Below are 21,734 nucleotides of genomic sequence, written 5' to 3' on the forward strand. Positions count from 1 at the left end.
GCGTCGGGCCCCTGTGATGAGCACCACATGATTGCGGGATTAAATTTATCATCCAAATCAAAGCCTGCCTATACTCGTGGAGTGAAATATGTCGCAGTCGATCGGACGGTGCAGGGGTCGGGGGGAGAACCCCCGGTCCCGGCGGCTTCGCCACTGAGGGCGTCTGCGGTCTCCGCCGCGGACCTTTCCGGCCCTTCCGCGTCCGCGCCCGCGTCGGCGGCCCCGTCCCCGCGCACGGAGAACGCCCGCAGGCTCCTCGAGGCCGCCTGGTCCCGGGGTCCGCTCACTGCGTCGGACCTGATGGCGCTGACGGGGCTCACCCGTGCGACAGTGCTCGGTCTCTGCAAGGACCTCGAGCGCGCCGGCTGGCTGAAGCAGGCCAGCGACTCGCGCGCGGCCGGGGTGACCGCCAAGGGGCGGCCGGCCCTCCGCTACTCATTCAACCCCGCGAGCACCCACGTCGTCGGCGTCGACGCCGGGCAGCACACGATGACGGCGGTGCTCGCCGACCTGCGCGGCGCCGAGGTGCACCGGTGCCGCTGCAGCCCCGATCCCGAGGCGAGTGGAGCCGTGCGGCGCAGGAAGCTGGAGCAGCTCGTGGAAGACCTCCTGGCGGACGCCGGGCTCGGCGACGACGACGTCTCGGCGGTGACCCTCGGGGTCCCCGCGCCGGTGGACGCGGAGGGCCGCTCCCCATCCGACGTGCTCGACAACTTCTGGCCGCGCATGAACCCGGACCTCGTCACCGTCTTCGCCGAGCGCCCGTGGCAGACGATCGCCGACAACGACGCGAATCTCGCCGCGGTGGCCGAGTCATCGGTCGGGGTGAATGCGGGAGTGCGCACCTATGCCACGCTGCTCTCCGGTGAGCGCTTCGGCGCCGGGATCGTGATCGACGGCCACCTGCTGCGCGGTCGCCGCGGCGGCGTCGGCGAGATGCGGGTGCTGGACCTCGTCACCGGTGTCGGCCATCCGCACGGAATGACCTACCGCGCCCGGCAGGAGGTCGCGCGCGCCGGAGCCGACGGACGGCTCGCGGGGAGCTCGCTCGCCGCCCTGCCCTCCGACGGGGTGCGCGCAGAACACGTCTTCGCGGCCGCGCGCGAGGGCGACGCGCTGGCCGCCTCGATCGTCGAGGAGCTGGCTCAGACGCTGGCCCAGGTCGCCATGCTCCTCTCTGGCCTCCTGGACCTGGACCGGATCATCGTCGCCGGTGCCGTCGCCGCTTCGGCGCAGCCCGTGCTGGAACGGGCGCGGGAGATCATGGGGCACGAGTCGACCATGTCCTGGGCCGAACTGGTCGCCTCCGACCTCGGCGAGGACGTGGTGCTGCGCGGTGCCGTCGAGTCCGCCGTCCGGCTCGTTCGCGCCTCGGCTCTCACCGGCAGCTCCTGACCGCCGGAGCCGGTCCATCCGCGGCGGCGGCTCTTGCGCGCCGCCCGAACGACGACGGCGCCGCCCACCGAGGGGTGGGCGGCGCCGTCGTCACTGAGCGGGGAGCGTCAGTCGGCGATGGTGGCGATGACCGCGCCGGCGTTCACCGTGTCCCCGACCTTCGCCTCCAGGCCCTCCAGGATGCCGCCCTTGTGGGCGGTGAGCGGCTGCTCCATCTTCATGGCCTCGAGGACCACGATCAGGTCGCCCTCGGCCACCTCGTCGCCGGCCTGCGCGGCGACCTTGACGATCGTGCCCTGCATGGGGCTGGTGAGGTCGTCGCCGGAGACCGTTGCGGCGGAGCTGGTCCGCGCCGACCGCTTGCGCTTGGGTTTGCCGTTGGAACGGGCCGCGACCGAGCCGAGCCCGGCCGGCAGGACCACCTCGAGACGTTTGCCGCCGACCTCCACCGTGATGGCCTGACGCTCGCCGTCGTCCTCGGCCGCCTGGGCGGACTGCGCCGCATCGAACGGGGCGATCTCGTTCTGGAACTCCGTCTCGATCCAGCGCGTGTGGACGCTGAACGGCCCCTCGGCCGGCACGAACGCCTGGTCGGCCATGACGGCCTCGTGGAACGGGAGGACCGTGGGCATGCCTTCGATCATGAACTCACGGAGGGCGCGGCGGGCACGCTGGGCGGCCTGCGCGCGGGTGGAGCCGGTGACGATCAGCTTGGCGATCATCGAGTCGAAACTGCCCGAGACGGTCTCGCCCTCCTCGACGCCCGAGTCGACGCGCACGCCGGGGCCGGTGGGGAGCTTCAGCGTGGAGATGGTGCCGGGGGCCGGCATGAAGTTCCGGCCCGCGTCCTCGCCGTTGATGCGGAACTCGAAGGAGTGGCCGCGGATCTCCGGGTCGGCGTAGCCGAGCTCTTCGCCGCGGGCCAGGCGGAACTGCTCGCGCACCAGGTCGAGGCCGGTGACCTCCTCGGAGACGGGATGCTCTACCTGGAGCCGCGTGTTGACCTCGAGGAAGGAGATCACACCGTCCTGGCCGACGAGGAACTCGCAGGTGCCGGCGCCGACGTAGCCGGCCTCCTGGAGGATCGCCTTCGAGGCCTCGTAGAGGCGGGCGTTCTGCTCGTCGGAGAGGAAGGGCGCGGGGGCTTCCTCCACGAGCTTCTGGTTCCGGCGCTGCAGAGAGCAGTCGCGCGTGGAGACGACGACGACGTTGCCGTGGACGTCCGCGAGGCACTGGGTCTCCACGTGCCGGGGAGCGTCGAGGAAGCGCTCGATGAAGCACTCGCCACGGCCGAACGCAGCGGTCGCCTCGCGCACGGCGGAGTCGTAGAGTTCGGGGATCTCCTCGCGCCGCCGGGCGACCTTGATCCCGCGGCCGCCGCCGCCGTAAGCGGCCTTGATGGCCAGGGGCAGGCCGTGGGCATCGGCGAAGTCGAGGACCTCTTGGGTCGACTCGACCGGATCCTTGGTGCCCGGGACCAGCGGGGCACCGACTTTCTCGGCGATGTGGCGGGCCTGGACCTTGTCGCCGAGCTTGGAGATCGCGTCCGGGGACGGGCCGATCCAGGTCAGGCCGGCGTCGATGACCTTCTGCGCGAAGTCGGCGTTCTCGGAGAGGAAGCCGTACCCGGGGTGGACGGCGTCGGCGCCGGAACGGCGCGCCACGTCGAGGAGCCTGTCCATGTCCAGGTAGGAGTCGGCGGCGGTCGCGCCGCCGAGGGCGAACGCCTCGTCGGCGAGACGGACGTGCAGGGCGTCGCGGTCCGGGTCGGCGTAGACGGCGACGGAGGTGATTCCCTCGTCACGGGCGGCGCGGATGACGCGGACAGCGATTTCGCCGCGGTTGGCGATGAGGACCTTGGACAGCTTGGCCATGCGCAGGAGTTCTCCTTCTCTTGGACAGGAAGGAGCCTACTCCCTTTGTCGGTTCCCGACCGCTGTCGCGGGCTCCTGCCGCACGCCGCGTCCGTGTTTTTGTAGGGAGCCTACAAACGAGACGGCCCGTGGAAGGGCATCCTGGAGTGGTCCGCTCCGGCGTGGCGGCCCGCTACTCCCAGAGGTCCGTGATGGCGAGGTTCGCCGGTTCGAGCAGGGCGCGCAGCGTCGAGACGGAGAGCCCCACCACCGTGTGCGGGTCGCCCTCGATGCGTTCGATGAAGGCGGCGCCGCGGCCGTCGATCGTGAAGGCGCCCGCGCAGGGAAGCGGCTCGCCGGTGGCGACGTAGGCAGCGATCTCGTCGTCGTCGGCGTGCGCGAAGGTGACGGACGCGGACGTGACCGTTCCGAGCGTCGCGCCGGTGCCGCCGTCGTCGTCCTGGTCCTCACGGGAGGACGGGTCGGCGTCGAGGACCTCGTCCCCGGCGCGGTTGTCGATCAGCCAGTGGCCGGTATGCAGGACGCCGGTCCTCCCGCGCATCTGCTTCCACCGTTCCGTCGCGACGTCGGCGGTGTACGGCTTGCCGTAAGCGACGCCGTCCAGCTCGAACACCGAGTCGCAGCCGAGGACCACGGCGCCGTCGGCGGCATCGAGCGCCGCGACGGCCTCGGCTTTGGCCCGGGCCAACAGCAGCGCCGTGTCCGCGGCGGAGTGCTCTCCGTACTTCGCCTCGGCCTCGGCGACGACCGCGTCCTCGTCGACCTCGGAGACGATCGCCTCGAAGGCGATGCCGGCCTCGCGCAGGACGCGGGCCCGGCCAGGGGACTGCGAGGCGAGCACGAGCAGGGGCAGTTCCTCGGCGGAGTCGGACGGGGTGGGATCGGGCGCGGCCGCATTCTCGGTCATGCCACCACCGTATACGCTGCCCTGCGCCGTGGGGGCTTTGCGCCGTGGGGACCCTGCGCCGTGGGGGATTTGCGCCGTGGGGGCTTTGCGCCGTGGGGACCCTGCGACCGTTGGACCCTGCGCTCGGTTCCCGCCGGCAGATCCCGGTCAGCTCCCTACCCCCGCGTGCTGGGCATCGGCAGCTCGCTCGTTGTGCGCGATGCCGGCGTCCGCTCGTAGAAGCCGCCGGGGCCGAAGGCCTCGTCGACTCCGAGCGCGCCGTCGTCGGACGGTCCGTGCGGCGCGGCCCCCGGCTGCAGCCTGGCGCCCTCGACGTCGACATCCGGCAGGATCCGGTCCAGCCAGCGCGGCAGGTACCAGGCGTGGCGGCCGAGCAGGTGCATGACCGCCGGGGTGAGCGTCATGCGGACCACGAACGCGTCGAACAGGACGCCGACGGCGAGCGAGAACCCGATGGCCCGGATCATCGTCATGTGGCTGAAGACGAACCCGGCGAACACGCTCGCCATGATCAGCGCGGCCGCGGTGACCACGGGCGCGGCGTGGCGGAAGCCGGACGTGACGGCCGAGCGCGGGTCCCCGCCGTGGGCATAGGCCTCCCGCATCCCGGAGACCAGGAACACCTGGTAGTCCATGGCCAGGCCGAACAGGATGCCGGTGAGCAGGATCGGCAGGAAGCTCATGATCGGTCCGGGCGCGCTGACATCGAATACGCCACCGAGCCAGCCCCACTGGTACACCGCCACGGTGGCGCCGAAGGCCGCGAAGAGCGAGAGCAGGAATCCGGCGGTCGCCAGGAACGGGACGACGATCGACCGGAACACCAGCAGGAGCAGGATCAGCGAGAGCCCGACGACGATGGCCAGGTAGACCGGCAGCGCCTCGGCGAGCTTCTCCGAGACGTCGATCTGGCCCACCACCTGCCCGGTCACGGAGACCGTCGAGCCGGTGGCGTCCTGGATCGCGCCCTGCTGGGCCCGCAGCTCGTGGACGAGCTGCTCGGTCCGCTCGTCCGCCGGCCCCGTCTCCGGGACGATCTGGAGGACGCCGACGGTGTTCTCGGCGTTCGTCGCCACGGGAACGGCGGCGACGACGCCGTCCAGACCCCGCAGGTGACCGGCCACGTCGAGGTTCGCGTCGAGCGCCGCGTCGGCGCCCAGCGGCGAGCCGTCGGCAGCCCGGGGGAGGTCGACGACGGCCATGAGCGGCCCGTTGTAGCCGGCGCCGAATCGGTCGCTCACCTCGTCGTACGCGATCCGCGCACTGGAGCCCTCGGGCTCCGCGCCGCCGTCGGGCAGAGCGGTCCGCAGGTCGAGCGCGGGCAGGGCGAGGATCCCGAGTATCGCGACCGAGACGACGGCGGTCAGCCACGGGCGGCGGGTGGCGATGGCGCCCCAGCCGCGCGGCGATGCCGGACCGGCCGTGCCGGAGGTTCCCGTCCACTCCGGAGCGTCGCCGCCGGCGGGTGGCCCCGGGGAGGGGGACGGCCCGGCCAGCGAGTCCCGTGCCACGGCGGCCGAGGTCCGGGCTCTGCGCGAGAGCAGCCGCTCGCCGAGGGCGGCGAGGATCGCCGGCGTCAGCGTGACCGCCATGACGACGGCGACGGCGACGGTGAACGCCGCGGAGAGGCCGAGGATGGAGAGGAACGGGAGGCCGGGCACCACCAGGGCCGCCAGCGCGATGACCACGGTCAGGCCCGCGAAGACGACCGCGTTGCCGCTGGTGCCGGTCGCGCGGCCGATGGACTCTTCCATCCCCATGCCCTCGAGCAGCTGTCGCCGGTGCCGGTGGACGATGAAGAGGGAGTAGTCGATGCCGACGGCGAGGCCGAGCATCAGGGCGAGGGCGGGGGTGATCGAGGCCATCTCGATCACGCTCGAGAGAGCCATGGTCGAGCCGACGCCCACCGCGACGCCGAGGACGGCGACGAGCAGCGGGAGCCCGGCGGCGACGACGGTCCCGAGCATGACGAAGAGGACGACCGCGGCGATGACGATGCCGACGATCTCGGCGGCGCCGAAGACCTCGCTGAGGTCCTGGATGATCTCCTTGGAGTAGTGGACGTCGACGCCCTCGCCCGCGACGGCGCCGGCGACGCGCTGGATCCGCTCGCGCTGCTCCGGCGTCAGCGCGTCGGACGATCCGACCAGCTGGATGGCGGCGGCCGCCGTCGTGCCGTCCTCGGAGACGAAGCGGAGTCCCTCGCTGGCGGCGGCCTGGCGGGCACCGAGGCCGATCTGCTCCTCGGCCTCGGCGAGTTCCTGCTCGGCGTCGGCGAGCTCGGCCTCGGCCGCGGGGAGGCGGGCGGACTCGGACTCCAACTTCTCCTCCGCCTCGATGAGGCGCTGCTCGTTGGCCGCGATCTCGGCCTCGCCGGCCTCGATCTCCGCCTGCCCGGCCGCGAACCGGCGCTCGCCGGCGGCCAGTTGCTCCTCGCCCTCGGCGAGCTGCGCCGCGGCCGCATCCAGTTCTGCCTGGCCCTCGGCGAGCTGCTGCTTCGCCCGGTCCAGCTCGGTCTGGCCCTCCTCGAGCTCCTTCTGGGCGGCATCGAGCTGTTGCTTGAAGTCGGCCAGTTCGGTCTCGCCGGCGGCGAGCTCCCGTCGCTTGGACTCGAGGGTGGCGCGGCCCCGGTCGAGTTCGGCCTGGCCGGCCTCGAGCTGTTGGGCGGTCCGCTGCAGCTCGGCGACGCCGGCCCGGGCCTGGTCGATCTGCGCCTGCGTGGCCGCCACATCGTCCTCCGGCAGACCGGACTCGGCGGCAGCGTCCAACTGCGCCTGCTGGGCATCGAGCGCCTGAGGGGCCTCGGCGAGCGACTCGACGCGGAGCTGGGAGGTCAGCTGCGCCACGCCGGCCCGATGCTGCGCGCGCCCGGCGTCCGCGTCCGCCTGTCCGGCGGCGAGTTCCTGCTCGGCGACTGAGAGCTGCTGCTGGCCGGATTCGATCCGGTTCAGGCCCTGCTGGTACTCCTCCATCCCGGATTCGTACTCGGCCCGGCCCGCGGCGAGCCTGTCCCGTCCCGTCTGGTACTCCTCCCGGCCGGCCTGGAGCTTCTCCTGACCGGCGCGGTATTCGGCACGGCCTGCTTCGAGCTGGGCCCGTGCCTGCTCGAGCTCGGGGCGGGAGGCCTCGAGCTCCGCCCTGCCCTCGGCGAGCTCCTGCTGGCCGGCCTTCAATTGCTCCCAGCCGGAGGCGACTTCGGTGCGCCCGTCCTCGAGCTGCTGCTTGCCGTCGGCGAGCTCTCGTCGACCGTCCTCCAGCTCGGCGCGGCCGTCCTCGAGCTGGGAGCGCGCCTCGTCCAGTTCGGCAACGGCGTCGTCGAGCTGCTGCTGCGTCGCGAACGGGTCGCGGGCCTCGCGGATCGAGTCCAGCGTCTCGAGCTCGGCGAGGGCCGAGGAGGCGGCATCGCGCTGGGCCGCCGTGAACGGCTCGCCGTCGGCCGTCTGGAAGACGATGGTGCCGCTGCCACCGGCCGCCTCGGGCAGCTCCTGCTTCAGCCGGTCGAGGGTCCGCTGGGTCTCGGTCCCGGGGATGCTGAACTGGTTGGTCAGCGTCCCCATGAAGAGCCCGGCGCAGAGGGCGACGAGCGTCAGCACGGCCGCCCAGGCGGTGATGAACCACCACCGTCGCCGGTAGGCGGCGCGGCCGACGCGGTACAGGAAGGAAGCCATGGGAGGCCTTTCGAGGACTGAGTTCTTGCGTCGAGCGACGACTGCGTGGGGCGCCGAGCGCTCCCGACGCCGCGGCGTCGTCGTCCGGTTAGCGCGGGGCGTGCACGAAGGCGGGGAAGCCGTCGCGGAGCTGGCCGAGCGCCTCGGTGATGCACTGCTTGAGCTCGGCGAGGGAAGCAGGGGAGAGATCGCCGTTCAGGGCCGACCGCCAGTAGAGGAAGGCCGCACGGCCCGTGCCCAGGAGGGCATGCGAGAACGCTGCGGTGATCAACTCGGGCGCGTCCGAGACCTCACGCATGATCGACAGGACCCGCTCCGCGCAGTCGTTCCAGGAGGACAGCTGCAGGCGCTCGAGCTGCGGGTTGTCGATGGAGAGCAGGAAGAGCTCTGCGACGGGCCGAAGCGCTTCATCGTCGACCGACTCGCGCATGGCGCGGAGCGCGGCGTCGGCCACCGGGACACCGGCGGGCAGGCGGGCCATGTGGGCGAGGGCGTCGTTGAGGAAGTCCTCCATCGGGACGTTCAGCGCTGACTCGAGCGTGGGGAAGTAGTTGAAGAAGGTCCGGCGGGAGACGCCCGCGGCCTCGGCGACGCGCTCTGCGGTGAGCGCGTCCGCCCCGCCCGTGCGCAGCAGGTCCAGCGCGGCGTCGGCGATGGCCTGGCGGGTGAGTGCCTTGTTCTGTTCGCGCCGGTTCATCTCCGGCGGTTGTTCGGACGCCTCGGGCGATGCTCCTGCCGATGGTTCGTGCATGGAAACTTACACTACGTGCAAGTTGCACTCTGTGCAAAGTTGGTCGGACGGCCCGCCTGCGCCGGCCCTGTGGCCCGCACCGGCACGCGGCCGCCCACGGGGATGCCTCGCCGAAGGCTGGTCCGGGTGTCGCGATTCCTCGACGCCGAGAAGAACGACGACGCAGAAGACGCCTGGAACGACGACGGCCGGCGACTCCCGGTGGGGAGTCGCCGGCCGGTGAGCCGGGCCGTCGGTTCGGCGGCGGACTGGGGCGCAACCTCTCGGGTGCAGTACCCGTTAGGAGGGGCGGCCCGCGGTGGCGGGTTCCGCGCCGTGCACCTGCTCGTCGTCGCGCTCCGTGCCGACCTCGAGCGTGGTCGCGGCGTCGTCCTCCTGGAAGGGGTCGAGGGGGTTGGCGGCGTTGTATGTCGCGTGGTCGAGGATGCCCTCGCGCTTGGCGACGAGCGTCGGCACGAGGATCTGGCCCGCGACGTTGACCGCAGTGCGGCCCATGTCGACGATCGGATCGACGGCGAGCAGCAGGGCGACGCCCTCGAGCGGGAGGCCGACCGTGGTGAGCGTCAGCGTGAGCATCACGGTCGCGCCGGTGGTTCCGGCGGTCGCGGCCGAGCCGATGACGGAGACCAGGACGATCAGCAGGTACTGCATGATCGAGAGATCTACGCCGAAGAACTGGGCGACGAAGATCGCCGAGATCGCCGGGTAGATGGCCGCGCAGCCGTCCATCTTGGTGGTTGCTCCGAGCGGGACGGCGAACGAGGCGTATCCGGCCGGCACGCCCAGGTTGCGCTCGGTCACGCGCTGGCTGAGCGGCAGCGTGCCGATCGAGGAGCGCGAAACGAAGGCCAGCTGGATCGCGGGCCACGCCCCGGCGAAGTACTTCCGCACGGAGAGGCCGTTGAGCTTGAGCAGAGTCGGGTACACCGCGAAGAGCACGAGCAGCAGGCCGACATAGATGGCGGCCGTGAACTTGCCGAGGGCGCCGATGGTGTCCCAGCCGTAGGTGGCCGTGGCGTTGCCGAGGAGACCGATGGTGCCGAGCGGGGCCAGCCGGATGATCCACCAGAGGACCTTCTGGATGACCGCGAGGATCGAGCGGGAGAAGTTCAGGAACGGCTCGGCGGCCTTGCCGACCTTGAGCGCTGCGATGCCGATCGCGATCGCAATCACGAGGATCTGCAGGACGTTGAAGCTCACCCGGTTGGAGACCGAGCCGGCCTCCGCGTCGAACTTGCCGGAGACCTCGAGGCCCAGGAAGTTGGCGGGGATGAGCCCCTCGATGAAGGCGAGCCAGCTGCCGGTGTTGCCGTCGTAGCCCTCCGGTGCCGTCTGGCCGGTACCACTGCCCGGCTGGAAGACCGTTCCGAGCACGATGCCGATGACGACGGCGATCAGCGCGGTGATGGCGAACCAGAGGAGGGTCTTCCATGCGAGGCGTGCCGCATTGGTCACCTGTGCCAGGTTGGCGATCGACGCGATGATGGCGAAGAAGATCAGGGGGATGACGGCGGTGCGCAGGAGGCTCACGTAGGAGGAGCCGATGATCTGCAGGGTCTGGCCGAGGGCGTTGGGCTCGTCGGCAGTGCTGCCGGTCGCCTTGGCGACGAGGCCGAGGACGATGCCGAGGATGAGGCCGGCAATGATCTGGGGACCGAAGGCGGTCATCCAGCGCGGCAGCTGCCGCTTGCGCGTTTCGAAGGTTTGAGTGCTCACGCCTAGCCACGCTAGGAGTACGGTCACAAAAGATGAAGCGCCGATGACGCGGCGTGACTCGCGGGTGATAGGGGTCACGCGGGCATCCCTCCGCGGCGCTGTGCTCGGGTGATCGACGTCCGGTTGTCCCTCCCGTCGGCGAGCCGGTTCCACGGAGGCTCCTTGCGGCCTCGTGGCCCGCTGTGTCCTCGTTCAGAAAGGTGCGGGTTCGAGGTACTCCAGGAGGTCGCGCATGAGGTCCGCGGTGAGGTGTTCGAGGAAGTTCTCGTAGTCCTCGTTCGGCCGGCCGGTGGTGCTGTCGTCGTGGTGCTCGGGGACGACGGGTTCGGGCCGGGTCCAGCCGAGAGGATCGGCCACGTCGGCGGCGTCGATTTTGGGCAGCCCCCAGAGGGGCAACGGAGTACCGATGCCGGGCTCGACGACGAGGTCGGCGGTGTCCCAGTCGACGCCGGTCTCGTCCTTGCGGGTCGGATCCGGCATCCGCTGATGGTCCGGGGTCCAGGGGCGTGGTGAAGCCTTGATGTACCCGGCCAGACGGGCCGGTACCGGGAACCGGTTCGCCCGAACCGTCGTCTGTTCCTCCGCCGCAGCCGCGGAGACGGCCGCCTCCGCGGCGACGGTCCCGCCCTCTGAGCCGTCGGTGGTCGGTTCCGTCTCGCTCGCGATCTCCCCCTCTGTGTCGTTCGCGATCGGCCCGGTGGTCGGGGCGCTGGTGGGTCCGTCGACGGCCCAGGTGGCATCGGGGTAGGTGGTCGTGGGCGTTCCGAGGTGGGTGGTGACGGTCAGGGTCCCGCCGGGGGTCATCTCGCAGGTGATCAGGCCCCAGGACTTCAGCCGGTGACAGCGCTTGCACAGGGACACGAGGTTCTCCATGCGGGTCCTGCCCCCGTGCTGCCACTCGAGGATGTGGTCCGGCTCGCACGCGGTGGCCCGGCGCCCGCACCCCGGGACCCGGCAAGTGCGGTCCCGCAGGGCCAGGGCGCGCCGTACCGCGGCGGGGGGCCGGTAGGCCTCCGGATCGAAGGCGCGGATCGCCCCGGTCCATGGATCGGTCACGATCCGCGTCCACGTCGGCGCCGCACCGAGGACCTGCCGCAGCGAGTGCGGGTCCACCGGTCCGAGCCGCTCGACCTCCGCCACCGGCACCGGCCGGGAGCACCGGCCCGAGGCGTTCCCCGCCTCAGACGGGACCACCGTCGGAGGCTCCGCCGTCGGCGGCGACGAGCCGGACGGAACGACCGCGGCAGGATCATCGGTGAGACCATCGGCGCACTGATCGCCGGCGGAGGCTCCGGGACCGGAGCCCGCTGGGCCATAGGAGCCAACCAACGCGTTCGCGCTCTCCGACCCGTACGGCCGGTCCGACCCGTTCGCCCACCCCCGTCCGGCGCCCTCCCGTGGTCCCGCGGCAACGTCGGAGCCTTCTGCTGCCAAGCCGGCGTCCGCCGTTGCGGAGGCGCCTGCCGTGTCCTGGCCGGTCGTGTCCTCGCTGGTCGTTTCGGGGGCGGTGGTGCCGAGGCTGGGGAACAGCTCGGCCGGGACGGTCAGGACCACGTGCGGGACGACGTTCTCCAGCCCGGCTCCGGCCGGCCCGTTGAGCAGCACGTCCACGAGGGCGTCCGCCATCAGCTGCGAGAGCGTCCGCGGCTCCGGCTCCTCGCCGTCGGCGTCCTCGTCGCCCGCAGCGCCGGAGGACGCACTGCCTGCAGCCGTGCGATCGGCGCTCCGGACCGAGCTGTGATCGCCGCTCTGGGCGGCCGTGCGATCGGCGTCGGGTGTCGTCTCATGGCGCGCGGGGGTCTGCTGCTGGAGGCGGGCATAGTCCTCGAGCCGGCGCATGATCGCCTCCCCGGCCAGCGTCGGCAGATAGGCCGAGAGGTAGCACATGCCGTCGTCCTCCGGATGCAGCTCGACCCGTCGGCCCTTCCGCGCGCTGCGGTGCCGGGCCGCGAACGGCTCCCCGAGCTCCCGCTCCAGACGCCGCTTCCCGAATCCCTCGACCTGTCCCGGCGTCTTGCCCCCGGACCGCTGGAGTACATCCGCGCAGAAGACCTGTCGACGCTGACGCTGGACTCGTCCGGCCTCGGCCCGCTGCCGCGCCGCCTCCTCGAGGGCGGCCGGATCCTTCGAGACCGGTACGGGCACGTCCGCTGCCGGGATCCTCGCCGCCAGATCCACGATGTTCCGTGCATGCAGGGCGCCCAGACGACCGGACGCGAGGGCCTCGAACGGCTCCGGCAGATCCGTGCACAGCAACCGGGCCCGCTCCACGTCGCGGGCCGCACCGTACCGGGAGACATCCCGAACCTGGGCGATCTGCTGCGCCAACGCCTCGTCCGGGGCCCGCTCGATGAGCCGGCCCGTCCCCAGGGAGGCAGCCATCCCCTCCGACGAGCGCCTCAGATCGGCCAGATCCGCCCGGATCACCTCCGCGTCCCGAGCATCCAGATCCGCGACCGCCTGAAGCATCAGCGCCTCCCCGAACCGCTTCAACGCCTCCGAGAACTCCAGCAGCCGCTCCGGAGTGAACCGACCCGCCAACCCCGCCACCGCATCCGAACCCGAGAGGGCAGCGGCCTTCTGCGACCCAGCGTTCCGCGCATCATTGACGGGTGCGGGACCAGGGATCGACGCAGCACTCGACGTGTCGGCGGGACCCGCGGGCACGACCGAGGCGCCCTCACCGATGGTGACGACGAGATCCCCGATGCCCAGTACGAGCGGATCCGAAACTGCCATACCACTATTTTAGTAGACAGTTTCGAGAAGATCCATGCAGATTCGAAAGTTTCTTCGAGTGGCGGGGTGTAGGCGACGGGGTGTAAGTGACGGGGTGCAGAGGGGCCGGCGCCAGGTCCAGCCGACTGCGAGGGGGCCATGGCACCAGACGCCGACGGCGGGGCACGGAATCATCCGTACCCCGCCGTAGCGTTGTCCCACGACCCCGAGCCATGGCGGGTGAACGCGTTCGCTGTCCTCGCGTCCGGTCCGATGCCGGGCCGGCCGGACGTCAGTCGGTGGGCAGCAACGCGCGGCGTAGCGTGTCCAGGCCGACCGAGCCCACCGCGAGCGCCTCGGTGTGGAACGCCTTGAGGTCGAACGCCTCGCCCTCGCGCTCGCGCCGGGTGTCGCGGATCTCCTCCCACAGGCGCTGACCCACCTTGTAGGAAGGAGCCTGACCGGGCCACCCGAGGTATCGCGTGAATTCGAACTTCAGCTGCCCCTCGGAGATGGCCAGGTGCCTCTGGAGGAACTCGTAGCCGACCTCCGGCGTCCAGGTGGTGGCGCCGCCGTCGGGCAGCAACTCCTCGCGCCACTGCTCCGGGATCTCGAGGCCCAGGTGCACGCCGATGTCGAAGACGACTCGGGCGGCCCGCATCCGCTGCATGTCCAGCATGCCCATGTGGTCGCCGGGATCGGCGAGGTGGCCGAGGTCCAGCATGAGCCGCTCGGCGTAGAGTGCCCAGCCCTCGGCCTGCCCGGAGGTGAAGCAGGCGTGGCGACGCCAATTGTTGAGGAGGCCCTTCAACCGCGTCTGCGTGGCGATCTGCAGGTGATGGCCCGGGACGCCCTCGTGGTAGACCGTCGTCGTCTCCGCCCACGTGGTGAACTGGTCCTCGCCAGCGGGCACGGACCACCACATCCGCCCGGGGCGGGAGAAGTCGTCGGAGGGGCCGGTGTAGTACACCCCGCCCTCCTGCGTGGGGGCGATCATGCACTCGAGCCGGTCCATCGGCTCGGGGATCTCGAAGTGACTGTCTTTCAGCGCCGCGATGGCGGCGTCGGACTTCTCCTGCATCCAGTCCCGGAGCGCATCGGTGCCCTGGAGCTGGCGTGCGGGATCGGCGTCGAGCAGCTCCTTGGCTTCCTCGATCGAGGCTCCCGGCTTGATCGTCTCGGCCACCTCCCGCTGCTCCGCGATCAGGCGCTCGAGCTCCTGGACGCCCCAGGCGTAGGTCTCCTCCAGATCGATCTCGGCCCCGAGGAACCGGCGGGACATCAACGCGTAGTACTCGCGGCCCACCGCGTCCTCCCCGGGTGCCTCCGGCAGCAGCTCGACTTCGAGGAAGTCCGCGAAGCCGTCGTAGGCCTCGGCGGCGACGCGGGCATTCCGGGTCAGCTCCACGCGCAGTTCGGCCGGCAGCTCGCCGTCCACGACGACGGCGTCCTGCGCCAGTCGCTCGAAGTAGCCGTCGTCCTTGGCGTAGTCGCGCGTCTGCTCGATGACGGTCGCGACCTGGCGCCGGGCCGGCACCTGGCCGCGGCTCTGGGCGTCGCGGAGCGACTCGACGTAGCCGTCGAGGGCCTGCGGGAGATTCGCGAGCCGGCCGGAGATGTGCTCCCAGTGCTCTGCGGTCTCCTGCGGCATGAGGTCGAGGATGCTCCGGATCGACTGCGCGGCGGAGGCCAGATTGTTCAGCTCCACGACGCCGGTCTCGTGGATCTCGAGTTCGAGGCCGAGCCGCTCGCGCAGGGCGTCCAGGGTGACGGCGTCGACCTCGTCGACCGGTTCCAGTCCGTCGAGCGCGGCGAGGGTCTCACGGGCTGCTGCGGCCTCGGCCTCGCGCCCGGCGGGGGAGTAGTCGCCGTACTCGGTCTCCCGGCCGGGGAGGCCGAGGGTGGTGGCGAAGTCGGGATTGCGCTCGATCAGGCCGTCGAAGTAGGCGTTGGCCACCCCGTCGATCGCCGTGGTTGCACGGTTCGTCGCGGTCGAAATAGTGCTCTGGGTCATACCGCAACCCTATCGTGAACGATTCAGTGAACAATGGCCCGCCCGGCGGAATTCAGCTGAGGGCTGCGGCGGTCCGGCCCGGGACGGACCGCGGGATTGCGGCCCCGGCTAGAACCGTCCGCTGCGCCAGGCGCCCGGCATCGAGAGGAGCCGGCGGGTGTGGCGCACCCGCTTCCGCAGCGTCTGGCGACGCGTGGACCGCTCCTCGGACGCCGCCGTCGTACTCCCTCCCAGGGAGAGCACGACGGCGGTCAGCGCCGCGAGCTCCTCGGCCGTCGGGTTGCCGCGGACCACCTGGACCACGGGGGCCGTCTCGGCCGTGCTGGTCTCGCCTGTCATGATGATGCTCCGTCCTCGGTCGCCTCGCGGGGCGTCACAGCGGGATGTTGCCGTGCTTCTTGGCCGGCAGGGATGCGTGCTTGTCGCGCAGGGCACGCAGGCCGCGGACCACCTGGAGGCGCGTCTCGCTCGGCGCGATCACCGCGTCCACGTACCCGAGCTCGGCGGCCTGGTACGGATTGAGCAGCTCGGCCTCGTACCCCTCGATGATCTCGGTGCGCTTGGCCTCCACGTCGCCGCCCTCGGCAGCGACTGCCGCGAGATCGCGCCGGTAGAGGATGTTGACCGCGCCCTGTGCGCCCATCACGCCGATCTGCGCCGTCGGCCAGGCGAGGTTGATGTCCGCGCCGAGCTTCTTGGAGCCCATGACGATGTACGCCCCGCCGTAGGCCTTGCGCGTGATGACCGTCAGCTTCGGCACCGTGGCCTCGGCGTACGCGTAGAGCAGCTTGGCGCCGCGGCGGATGATGCCCTGGAACTCCTGGTCCTTGCCGGGCAGGAAGCCGGGGACGTCGACCAGGGTGAGGATCGGCAGGCCGAACGCGTCGCAGTTGCGGACGAACCGGGCCGCCTTCTCGCTCGCCGCGATGTCCAGGGTGCCGGCGAACTGCAGGGGCTGGTTCGCCACGATGCCGATCGAGCGGCCCTCCACGCGGGCGTAGCCGATCAGCACGTTGGGCGCGTAGAGCGACTGCATCTCCAGGAATTCGCCGTCGTCGACGATGTGTTCGATCACCGTCCGCATGTCGTAGGGCTGGTTCGCGGAGTCCGGGATGAGCGTGTCGAGATCCAGATCGGCCTCGTTCAACTCCAGCTCCTCGTCGAACTCGAGGTGCGGCGCCTCGGCGAGGTTGTTGGACGGGAGGTAGTCGAGGAGCTCGCGGACGAAGTCGAAGGCGTCGGACTCGTCGGAGGCGAGGTACGTGGCCGTGCCGGTGGTGGCATTGTGCTGGCGGGCCCCGCCGAGCGTCTCCATGTCCACCTCCTCGCCGGTGACGGTCTTGATGACATCGGGGCCGGTGATGAACATGTGACTGGACTTGTCCACCATGACTACATAGTCGGTCAGCGCGGGGGAGTACGCGGCGCCGCCAGCGCACGGGCCCATGATCACGGATATCTGGGGCACGACGCCGGAGGAGTGCACGTTGTTGCGGAAGATGTCCGCGAACATCGCCAGGGAGGCGACGCCCTCCTGGATGCGGGCCCCGCCGCCGTCGTTGATGCCGACGACCGGGCAGCCGTTGCGCAGGGCGAACTCCTGGACCTTGACGATCTTCTCGCCGTTGACCTGGCTCAGGGAGCCGCCGTACACGGTGAAGTCCTGCGAGTAGACCGCGACGAGGCGGCCGTCCACGGTGCCGTAGCCGGAGACGACGCCGTCGCCGACGGGCCGCTTCCGGTCCATGCCGAAGGCGCTGGTGCGGTGGACCGCCAGGGCGTCGAACTCGACGAACGAGCCCTCGTCCAGCAGGGCGTGGACGCGCTCGCGGGCCGTGCCCTTGCCGCGCGCATGTTGCTTCTCGATGGCCTCCGGGCCCGACGGCTGCAGGGAGAGGGCCTGTCGGCGGCGGAACTCCGCGATCTTGCCGGCCGTGGTGTTCAGGTCGATCTCGACCGTGCTCTCAGCGTCACTCATCGTGGTGAAGGCTCCTTCGGTTGTCCTGCGGTTCGCGGCCGTTCGGGCGTCGGGCCGACCCGTCGCCTCGGCCGGACCCTGTAGGAAGGGCACAATCCACCGGCCTACCCACGTCAGTCTAGTGAGGGCGGTGATGGGGCCCGCTGTAGGAAAGCTACAAAATGCTACCCCGGCAGCTGGCCCTCCCGCCCCGGGTGGCAGGGCGTCTCGACGACCGACCCCGCCGCTGCGGGGCGGGAAACAGAGGGGTTACCCGCCGGTAACATTATGCTGTGATCTCAGTTACGCTGGCCTCATGCAGTGGAAATCGCGCACCCTTCTCATGAGCGGCGGAAGCCGCGGAATCGGCCTCTCGATCGCCCTCGCCGCGGCCTCGCGCGGCGCCAACGTCGCCCTCCTCGCCAAGACCGCCGAACCCCACCCGAAGCTCGAGGGCACGGTGCATACTGCGGCTGCGGAGATCGAGGCGGCCGGTGGCCGCGCCCTCCCGATCGTCGGGGACGTCCGGAACGACGACGACGTCGCCCGCGCCGTCGAGGCGGCCCGCGAGGCCTTCGGCGGGATCGACGTCGTCGTCAACAACGCCTCGGCCATCGACCTGTCGAAGACCGACGACGTGGAGATGAGGCGCTACGACCTCATGCAGGACATCAACGTGCGCGGCACGTTCCTCCTCTCCAAACTGGCGCTGTCGGCGTTGCGCGAATCCGCGCGCAGCGGACGCGATCCGCACATCCTGACCCTGTCGCCGCCGCTGAATCTGGATCCGAAGTGGGCCGGCGAGCATCTGGCGTACACGATGGCGAAGTACGGGATGAGCCTGACGACGCTCGGCCTCGCCGAGGAGCTGAAGGACGAGGGCATCGCGGTGGACTCGCTCTGGCCGGCGACGCTGATCGACACCGCGGCCATCCGCGCCATGCCGGACGGCGAGCGGATCGTCCAGGCCGCCCGCTCGCCCCGCATCGTCGCCGACGCCGCGATGGCCGTGCTCTCGCGCCCGGCCGCCGACGGCACCGGGAGGTTCCTCACGGACGAGCAGGTGCTGCGTGAGGCCGGCGTCACCGATCTGAGCGAGTACAGCCTGGGTGCCCCCGAGGACCGGCTGGTACCGGACATCTTCCTCTGAGCGCGGCCCCCGCCGGCACTGCGACGTCTCCGTGGTGACCCGCGGACCGGCATCGACGGTGCCCTGAGCGGGGTCTCGTTCACTAGGGTTGGCTCCATGGACGAAGTGACTCCGAAGACGACGGCGGGGCAGGCGACGCCGCAGGCGGTTGCGGCGGACCGGGCCTCCGCCGGTGCCGCGATGGACCCCGCGCCCCTGGAGAGCCTGCCGCTGGACCGCACGCCCCTGGACCGCACGCCCCTGGACCGGGCCCGCGTCGAGGCGCTGGCCGGGCCGACGGGGCCGCTGGGCAGCGTGACCGTCCTGGACTCGACGGGCTCCACCAACGACGACCTCGCCGCGGCGGCCGGCGGCTCCGCGGATCTGAGCGTGATCGCGAGCGAGCACCAGGTCTCCGGCCGCGGCCGGCTCGGTCGCGACTGGGGCGCTCCGCCCCGGAGCTCGCTCGCGGTCTCCGTGCTGTTCAAGCCCGCCGTCTTCCCGCCGGAGGCCTTCGGCTGGCTGTCCATGCTGTGCGCGCTGAGCCTCGTGGAGGCCCTCGAGTCGCTGGGGGCGACCGCGCGGATCAAATGGCCGAACGACGTGCTGCTCTATCGGGCCGACGCCGGGAGCGAGGCGAGCCTCGCCGGGCGCGGTCCGCGGAAGCTGGCCGGCCTCCTGGCGCAGTTCGTCCCCGGCGGGGGACCGGAGGACCGGCCCGGGGTCGTCGTCGGAGCGGGGATCAACGTCGACCTGACCGCCGGGGAGCTGCCCGTGCCGACCGCCACGAGCCTGCGTCACGCGGGCTACGACATCGGCGGCACGGAGGTCCTCGTCGCCTACCTGGAGCATCTCGCGGCCCGCTACCGGGATTTCCTGGAGGGGTCCCGGCCGGGGGGTGCCGGGTCCGGCGTCGCCGGGCTTCGGAACGCCGTCGCGGACCGCATGGCCACCCTCGGCTGCGAGGTTCGGGCGGAGCTGCCCGACGGCTCGAGCTTCGAGGGCGTGGCCCGCGAGCTCGGGTTGGACGGCGGGCTGGGCGTCGAGACTCCCGGCGGAGCGCGCCGAACCGTCCACGCGGCGGACGTTCTGCACCTGCGCCGAGCGGATGGACGGTACGCCTGACTAGACTGGATCCGTGCCGGCCGGCTGCCGCGCGCGGACCAGTGAGCAGGACACCCGAGCGGTGGAAGGAGGGGCGGCATGCGGCTCAAGTTGGGCGACGCCGAGCGAGTCATCGTGAAGACGCGGCAGCATCCACGCGTCCTCGTCCGCCCGGTGGTCCTCATGCTGCTGGTGATTGCGGCGACCGGCTTCGGGCTGGGCTATCTGACCCGGGAGGATCTGCCGGACTGGCTCGTCGACCTGGTGCCGATCCTCCAGCCGGGGATCGCCGGCCTGGGCCTGCTCCTCGTCCTTGCGTGGACCGTGACGCCCTACGTGCGCTGGATCCGGACCCGCTACTGCCTCACCAATCGGCGGATCATCATCCGCGTCGGCGGCGCGGCGCGCGCGCAGCGGGAACTCCCGCTCATCCTGATTCGTGAACTGGTCGTGAGGCAGTCCGTCATGCAGCGCGGCAGCGGTGCAGGGCACCTCGTGCTGATGACCTCGAACGGAGGAACGGTCCTGAAGAACACGCCCAGTGTGCATCGCATGCGCGAGCTGACGCTCGAAGCGATCGAGGCACTTCCGCGCCGGGTCGGATTCCAGGGAGACGAGGGCTCGTCCGAAGGCCGCATGGACTGGGCCATGAACGGCGATGTGCGCGACGGCGTCCCCGGGCACGGCCGCGCGCGTGACATCGGCGCGGAGCGAAGGATGGAGATGCGTCATGCCTGAGCAGGACCCGCCCACCCCCGAGTGGTTCTCCGCCGTGGCGCCGACCGACGACGCAGCGGGGTCCGGCGAATCTCAAAGCGGTACCGACACGGCGGCTCACGCAGACTCCGTCCAGGGGCCGGCGGGCGATGACCACGCCGGCAACCACCGGACCGGTCTCCGCGACGACGAGGAGGTCCAGGCGGAGACCGCCTACTCGGCCGGCGAGGATCCCGATCCACCGACCCTCCAGATGCGGATCGTCGAGGCGCCCGGCGGCCACCGCGGCCGTCACGTCGCCGAGCCCGACGACGCCGACGAGAAGATCCGGACCACGACGGATCACGGCAGCGCAACGGATCGGGGCGCGCCGGATCCGACAGGATCCGCGGACCGGTCGATGGCCGCGGATCAGCCGCCGGGGACGGCGGGGACGCCAGTTCTCGCCGAGCCGGAAGGATCCGGAGAGGAGGGGCCGGCACCGACCGGCACCTCCGAGCTGGATGTCCGCCCCATCGCCGCCAAGGACGCCACGGCCGCCACGCCGGACATGGCGGACTTCGATCTCGCGTTCCCGGCGACGTCCCGCTACTCGGAGCGTTCGCGCCGTGATGTCGACTTGGCCGCGGCCGACCCGTTCGCGGAGCTGAAGGAGTCCCTGCCCTCGGACCCCGGTCCCATCACGCGGGATCTCCCGCTGATCGAGGCCATCCGCCGGCAGCAGGTGAAGGCCAGCACGCGCAGCCTCGAGGCCCGGCTGCTCGGCGGCGAGCGCACCATGAAGCGTCGCGACGTCGCCGTGAAGGCCGGGATCTCGCTGCACAGCGCCCGCAAGCTCTGGCGCGCCCTCGGCTTCCCGAACCACGGGGACGACGACGTCGCGTTCACCCGGCGCGACCTCGAGGCGCTCGCGACGATCGTCGATTCCGTCCGCAGCGAGCGGCTCACGGAGGAGACCGCCATCTCGATCACCCGTTCGGTCGGGCAGATGACCGACCGCATGGCGGTCTGGCAGATCGAGGCCCTGGTCGAGGACATGGTCCAGAACCAGGGGATGAGTGACTTCGAGGCGCGCCGCACCATGGTGGAGCTGCTGCCCGACCTCATCGAGCCCATCGAGAAGCTCCTCGTCTACTCGTGGCGGCGCAACCTGAACGCCGCCATCCAGCGGCTCGGAGCCCGTACGCCGGAGGCCCCCTCCGTGGCGGACGACGACGATGCGCCGCTGCCGCTCGCGCGTGCCGTCGGCTTCGCGGACCTGGTCTCCTACACGTCGCTGTCGCGCCGCATGAACGAGCGGACCCTGGCCCAGCTGGTCCAGCGGTTCGAAAACAAGTCGGCGGAGATCATCTCGGTCGGCGGCGGCCGCCTGGTGAAGACGATCGGCGACGAGGTGCTGTTCGTGGCCGAGACCCCGCAGGCCGGCGCGCAGATCGGGCTCACCCTGGCGCAGGAGCTCAACGCCGACGAGGCGCTGCCCGACGCCCGCGTCTCCGTGGTGTGGGGGCGGGTCCTCTCCCGGCTGGGAGATATCTACGGGCCCACCGTGAATCTCGCGGCCCGGTTGACGTCGCTGGCGGAACCGGGGCAGATCCTCACGGACGCGCTGACGGCCTCCAGCCTCAAGGACGACCCACGCTTCGTGCTGACGCAGCTGGAGTCCACGTCAGTCCGTGGTTTCGGCGATATCGAGCCCTATGACATGAAACTCGGCGAGGGCGGCTCCCTGGTCGTCGACTGACCGCCGACACGGCGTGCCGTGGCTGCTGCCCCGCCGTATGGTG

The 21,734-nt window shown here is 71.2% G+C and carries 14 protein-coding genes; 5 read left to right on the forward strand and 9 right to left on the reverse strand.

Features of this window, described 5'->3' with window-relative positions:
• The first annotated feature begins 153 nt into the window (after positions 1–153).
• Entirely contained in the window at positions 154–1,395 is a 1,242-nt protein-coding gene (locus tag RIN46_RS06040) for an ROK family protein (RefSeq protein ID WP_375141852.1), read from the forward strand.
• 107 nt (positions 1,396–1,502) lie between these two features.
• Here the strand turns inward: RIN46_RS06040 and RIN46_RS06045 are convergent, their stop codons facing one another.
• From RIN46_RS06045 to RIN46_RS06085, 9 genes are all read right to left on the reverse strand, one after another.
• Positions 1,503–3,269: a biotin carboxylase N-terminal domain-containing protein gene (locus RIN46_RS06045; protein WP_309080372.1), complete on the reverse strand. Its 1,767-nt coding sequence runs from the start codon at positions 3,267–3,269 to the stop codon at positions 1,503–1,505.
• A gap of 172 nt (positions 3,270–3,441) precedes the next feature.
• Positions 3,442–4,122 (reverse strand): Maf family protein, encoded by a 681-nt coding sequence (locus RIN46_RS06050; protein ID WP_309080524.1) that lies wholly within the window; start codon positions 4,120–4,122, stop codon positions 3,442–3,444.
• A 209-nt stretch (positions 4,123–4,331) separates the two neighbouring features.
• Positions 4,332–7,844, reverse strand: a complete 3,513-nt coding sequence (locus RIN46_RS06055) for an MMPL family transporter (RefSeq protein WP_309080371.1) — start codon at positions 7,842–7,844, stop codon at positions 4,332–4,334.
• A gap of 88 nt (positions 7,845–7,932) precedes the next feature.
• Positions 7,933–8,595: a TetR family transcriptional regulator gene (locus tag RIN46_RS06060; protein WP_309080370.1), complete on the reverse strand. Its 663-nt coding sequence runs from the start codon at positions 8,593–8,595 to the stop codon at positions 7,933–7,935.
• Positions 8,596–8,874: 279 nt separating this feature from the next.
• Positions 8,875–10,263: a dicarboxylate/amino acid:cation symporter gene (locus tag RIN46_RS06065; protein ID WP_309080523.1), complete on the reverse strand. Its 1,389-nt coding sequence runs from the start codon at positions 10,261–10,263 to the stop codon at positions 8,875–8,877.
• 240 nt (positions 10,264–10,503) lie between these two features.
• Positions 10,504–13,050, reverse strand: coding sequence for a DUF222 domain-containing protein (locus tag RIN46_RS06070; RefSeq protein WP_309080369.1), 2,547 nt, complete (start codon positions 13,048–13,050; stop codon positions 10,504–10,506).
• A 271-nt stretch (positions 13,051–13,321) separates the two neighbouring features.
• On the reverse strand, positions 13,322–15,043 hold the full coding sequence (locus RIN46_RS06075) for a DUF885 domain-containing protein (RefSeq protein WP_309080368.1): 1,722 nt from the start codon (positions 15,041–15,043) through the stop codon (positions 13,322–13,324).
• Positions 15,044–15,151: 108 nt separating this feature from the next.
• Entirely contained in the window at positions 15,152–15,382 is a 231-nt protein-coding gene (locus tag RIN46_RS06080; RefSeq protein WP_309080367.1) for an acyl-CoA carboxylase subunit epsilon, read from the reverse strand.
• Between the two features lie 34 nt (positions 15,383–15,416).
• Positions 15,417–17,021 (reverse strand): acyl-CoA carboxylase subunit beta, encoded by a 1,605-nt coding sequence (locus RIN46_RS06085; protein ID WP_309080366.1) that lies wholly within the window; start codon positions 17,019–17,021, stop codon positions 15,417–15,419.
• A gap of 295 nt (positions 17,022–17,316) precedes the next feature.
• Here RIN46_RS06085 and RIN46_RS06090 point away from each other — a divergent pair, with 295 nt between their 5' ends.
• The 4 genes from RIN46_RS06090 to RIN46_RS06105 all read left to right on the forward strand — a co-directional run bounded on the left by RIN46_RS06090 (position 17,317) and on the right by RIN46_RS06105 (position 21,691).
• Entirely contained in the window at positions 17,317–18,150 is an 834-nt protein-coding gene (locus tag RIN46_RS06090; protein ID WP_309080365.1) for an SDR family oxidoreductase, read from the forward strand.
• 96 nt (positions 18,151–18,246) lie between these two features.
• Entirely contained in the window at positions 18,247–19,254 is a 1,008-nt protein-coding gene (locus RIN46_RS06095; RefSeq protein WP_309080364.1) for a biotin--[acetyl-CoA-carboxylase] ligase, read from the forward strand.
• Between the two features lie 78 nt (positions 19,255–19,332).
• Complete coding sequence (locus RIN46_RS06100) at positions 19,333–19,971, forward strand: PH domain-containing protein (protein WP_309080363.1); 639 nt, start codon at positions 19,333–19,335, stop codon at positions 19,969–19,971.
• A 529-nt stretch (positions 19,972–20,500) separates the two neighbouring features.
• Entirely contained in the window at positions 20,501–21,691 is a 1,191-nt protein-coding gene (locus RIN46_RS06105) for an adenylate/guanylate cyclase domain-containing protein (protein WP_309080522.1), read from the forward strand.
• Positions 21,692–21,734 lie beyond the last annotated feature (43 nt).

The organism is Zhihengliuella sp., from assembly GCF_031178195.1.
In the GTDB taxonomy this organism is placed as follows: Bacteria; Actinomycetota; Actinomycetes; order Actinomycetales; family Micrococcaceae; genus Zhihengliuella.

Coding starts and splice junctions, on each gene's coding strand:
- RIN46_RS06045 (WP_309080372.1), bottom strand. CDS start 3,269: ATGGCCAAGCTGTCCAAGGTCCTCATCGCCAACCGCGGCGAAATCGCT.
- RIN46_RS06055 (WP_309080371.1), bottom strand. CDS start 7,844: ATGGCTTCCTTCCTGTACCGCGTCGGCCGCGCCGCCTACCGGCGACGG.
- RIN46_RS06060 (WP_309080370.1), bottom strand. CDS start 8,595: ATGCACGAACCATCGGCAGGAGCATCGCCCGAGGCGTCCGAACAACCG.
- RIN46_RS06065 (WP_309080523.1), bottom strand. CDS start 10,263: ATGACCGCCTTCGGTCCCCAGATCATTGCCGGCCTCATCCTCGGCATC.
- RIN46_RS06070 (WP_309080369.1), bottom strand. CDS start 13,050: ATGGCAGTTTCGGATCCGCTCGTACTGGGCATCGGGGATCTCGTCGTC.
- RIN46_RS06075 (WP_309080368.1), bottom strand. CDS start 15,043: ATGACCCAGAGCACTATTTCGACCGCGACGAACCGTGCAACCACGGCG.
- RIN46_RS06080 (WP_309080367.1), bottom strand. CDS start 15,382: ATGACAGGCGAGACCAGCACGGCCGAGACGGCCCCCGTGGTCCAGGTG.
- RIN46_RS06085 (WP_309080366.1), bottom strand. CDS start 17,021: ATGAGTGACGCTGAGAGCACGGTCGAGATCGACCTGAACACCACGGCC.
- RIN46_RS06090 (WP_309080365.1), top strand. CDS start 17,317: ATGCAGTGGAAATCGCGCACCCTTCTCATGAGCGGCGGAAGCCGCGGA.
- RIN46_RS06095 (WP_309080364.1), top strand. CDS start 18,247: ATGGACGAAGTGACTCCGAAGACGACGGCGGGGCAGGCGACGCCGCAG.
- RIN46_RS06100 (WP_309080363.1), top strand. CDS start 19,333: ATGCGGCTCAAGTTGGGCGACGCCGAGCGAGTCATCGTGAAGACGCGG.
- RIN46_RS06105 (WP_309080522.1), top strand. CDS start 20,501: ATGGCGGACTTCGATCTCGCGTTCCCGGCGACGTCCCGCTACTCGGAG.